Here is a 3,528-nt window from a genome sequence, read left to right as displayed (position 1 = left end):
CCCAGCCTGCTGTGACGGTTTGTCGACCTGGGTCGGCGGCACCGGTAAAGCGGCTGCGGCGCGGGGATGCTGTGACACGACGATCGGTCGCCCCCACGGCTCGGAAGCTACCCACGCCGGTAAAGGTGATCAGTCGTTCATGCGACAGCTGTCGTTGTTCCGATGCGCTTCCCTGTCACATCATCACACTCGTGATCTTTGATGGGATCCACAGATCGTGTCGGCCGTCGATGCTTTCGGTGCGGGGCCGGTGCGCGTTCGTCCATTGCCGTCGGTCGCTCGGGTCGAACACGTGACCGGTTCTCGACTGAATGGTGGAACTCCGGTACGGGAGGGCTTTCGCAGCCATCCCGTTCCCATTTCATGGCGAACCGGATTGCGCCGATGATCGGCCATTAAATTGCGGCATTCACGCCACTGACCGTTTGTTGGTGCGGCCGGAGGGTATCTGGGCGTTCATGACCACCCCTGAGCAGAGTCAGCAGGAGAGAGCCCTCGAAACCGGTGAGGTGTATCAGGATGCCGAGGGGCGCCGCACGACGGACCCGGGCGCCGGCGCCGCGAACGCCGACAGCGAGGCCGACCGCAACGAGGAGCACCTGAGGCGCGGTGAGGTGGGCCCGCGCGTTCCGGAGGAGTAGCCCGTCCGGCTACGCCAGCGGCTCGACCGCCTCGACGAGCACCTGGAGCACATGCCGGTACGGCTGCCCGGTGGCCCGGCTCATGCCCATCTCGCAGGTGCGGTTGCAGGAGGCGTACGCGTCGTAGCCGCGCTGGTTGATCTCGGCGGCCTGAGCCGCGGTGGCGCCGGCGGTCACCTCGGGATGCAGCAGCCCCCGGTCGCCGGCAAAGGCGCAGCACCCCCAACTGTCCGGCACGGTCACGGTGTCGGCGACCGCCCGGGCCACGGCGCGCAGGTCGTCGATGCCGCCCAGGTGCACTGTGGAGCAGGTGGGGTGCAGGGCCAGCGAGCCCAGACGCCGGGGCTCCGGCAGCGCCGGCAGGAGGTGCTCGGCGGTGAACGTCACGCTGTCGACGAAGCGCAGGTCGGGGTAACGCGCCTGGTCCTCCTCGGCCAGCGCGGCGGTCAGCTGGGCCAGCCCGTGGGTGCAGGACGAGGCGTCACACACGATGGGCAGGCGGCCCTTGTCGCTGGCCGTCCAGAGCGCCGCGAGGGTCCGTTCGGCCATCTCGCGGTGACCGGCGGGGTAACCCTTGGACTGCCAGGGCGTTCCGCAGCACAGGCCTGCCGTCGCGGGCACGACGAGCGGCACGCCCGCCAGGTCGCACAGGCGCAGGAACGCTGCCGCCGAGCCGCCGGCCGGGCCGTCCTCCGGCGCGAAGAGGCTGCCGACGCAGGCCGCGAAGAACACCGCCTGCGCGTCCGGCGCGCTGCGGGGGGCGGGGCGGGGAGCGCCGGCGCGTGGCATGTCGTCGCTCCACAGCGGCACGAGTTCGCTCGCACCGAGCCCTCGGATCACCCCGGTGGCGGCGCGGGTCACCGGCGTCGGCACAGCGTGGGCGGCGCTCAGGCCCACCCGGACGCCGGCCACGGCACCCTTCCAGTGTCGCGCGGCGGCGCGGGCGGTGCGCTGGGCGAGCGGGCCGTGCCGTTCGGCGCGCAGTCGCTTCATCGCCGCTCCGGTGTCGATGCCGACCGGGCAGGCGGTGACGCAGAGGCTGTCCGCCGCGCAACTGTCCACCGCCGCGTACTCGTAGTCGGTGGTCAGCTCCCGGCGGCGCTCCTCGTCGCCGGCGGCGGTGGCGAGGGCGATCTGTCGTTGCAGGACGATGCGCTGCCGGGGCGTGGTGGTCACGTCGGCGGTGGGGCACACCGGCTCGCAGTAGCCACACTCGACGCAGGCGTCCAGCTCGGGGTCGACCGTCGGGACGGCCTTGAGCTGGCGCAGGTGCACTGTCGGGTCGTCGTTGAGCAGCACACCGGGGTTGAGCAGACCACTCGGGTCGCACAGCCGCTTGAGTTCGCGCATCACGTCGTACAGCTCGTCGCCGTACTGGCGGCGGACGAAGGGTGCCATGGCCCGACCGGTGCCGTGTTCCGCCTTGAGTGTTCCCCCCTCGGCCAGCACGAGGTCGACCATGTCGTCGGTGAACCGGGCGTAGCGGTCGATCTCGGCCGCTGTGTCGAAGGACTGCGTCAGCATGAAGTGCAGGTTGCCGTCCCGGGCGTGCCCGAAGATCACCGCGTCGGAGTAGCCGTGCCTGTCGAACAGGCCGATCAGGCCGTCGCAGGTGCCGGTCAGGCGCGGCAGCGGCACCGCGACGTCCTCCAGCAGGGCGGTGGTGCCGGGCGGGCGGGCACCGGCGACCGCCGTATAGAGGCCCTTGCGCAGGTGCCAGAGTCGGGCCCGCTCGCGCGGGTCGCGGGTCAGCTCGGTGCCGGTGACGGCGGGCAGCCGGTCGAGCACTCCCCGGGCGTCGGCCAGTGTCGCGGCCAACCGCTCCGCGCTGTCCTCGGCGAACTCCACCAGCAGTGCGGCGTGCCCGGCGACCGTCAGGCCGCGCAGGGTCGGGCTCGCACCCGGGTCGCGCTGGCTGACCCGCAGGGCGGCGGCGTCGAGCAGTTCGGCGGTACGGGCACCGGCGGCGAGCAGGGCGGGCAGCGCGTCGGTGGCGTCGGTGAGCCCGGGCAGGATCAGCAGGCCGGTGGCGGCGTGCTCGTGGATCTCGACGGTGCGGAAGACGGCCTCGGCCACGAAGCCGAGCGTGCCCTCGCTGCCGATCATCAGGTGGGCCAGCATCTCGACCGGGCTGCTGTGGTCGAGCAGGGAGTTCAGCCCGTACCCCATGGTGTTCTTCATGGCGAACAGCCGCTCGATGGTGGCGCGCGGGCCCGGTGCCGAGCGCACCCGGTCGCGCAGGCGCAGCAGCCCGGCGTGCAGCTCGGGCTCGTCGGCGCGCAGCCGGTCGTCGGCGTCGCGCGCGGCGGAGTCGACGACGGTGCCGGACGGGAGGACGAAGCGCAGCGACTCCATGGTGCGGTACGCGTTGTCGGTGGTGCCGCAGGTCATCCCGCTGGAGTTGTTGGCCACCATGCCGCCCACAGTGCACGCGGCCTCGCTGGCCGGGTCCGGGCCGAGCCGACGTCGGTGGCGGGCCAGCCGGGCGTTGGCCTGCCGGATCGTCAGGCCGGGCTGGAGCCTGATGCGACGGCCGTCGTCGAGCACCTCGGCGTGCCGCCAGTCGGTGCGGACGTCGACCAGCACCCCCGCGCCGCCGGCCTGCCCGGCGAGGCTGGTGCCACCGCCGCGCAGGGTCAGTGGTACGCCGGCCTCCCGGGCACCGGCCATCAGCGCCCCCACCTCGGCCGCCGAGGCGGCGCGGACGACGGCCTGCGGCTCGAACAGGTACGGCGAGGCGTCGTGCGCCGCCGCCAGCCGCCGGGGCAGCTCGGCGCTGGCCCGGGTCGGGTCGTCGAGGCGCGAGCGCAACAGTTCGGCGACCTCGCGGGCGCGGGCGGCGGTCGGCGCGGGTGGTCCTACGACGGGGTGCATGGGCGGATCCTCC

General features: G+C 73.0%; 2 protein-coding genes. One reads left to right on the top strand and one right to left on the bottom strand.

Annotation, left to right across the window (positions count from 1 at the left end; all coding sequences use genetic code 11):
* Positions 1-458 precede the first annotated feature (458 nt).
* Positions 459-641: a ribonuclease gene (locus AC3CF1_RS07185; protein ID WP_099857667.1), complete on the top strand. Its 183-nt coding sequence runs from the start codon at positions 459-461 to the stop codon at positions 639-641.
* Between the two features lie 9 nt (positions 642-650).
* Here AC3CF1_RS07185 and AC3CF1_RS07180 read toward each other — a convergent pair whose 3' ends face one another.
* A complete protein-coding gene (locus tag AC3CF1_RS07180; protein ID WP_488449881.1) occupies positions 651-3,515 on the bottom strand; it encodes an FAD-binding and (Fe-S)-binding domain-containing protein in 2,865 nt (954 codons plus the stop codon).
* Positions 3,516-3,528 lie beyond the last annotated feature (13 nt).

The sequence above is a fragment of the Micromonospora sp. MGP-C2 genome, from assembly GCF_057766525.1.
Note: the sequence above shows the minus strand (reverse complement) of the source record. Positions and strands in the feature narration are given on the sequence as shown.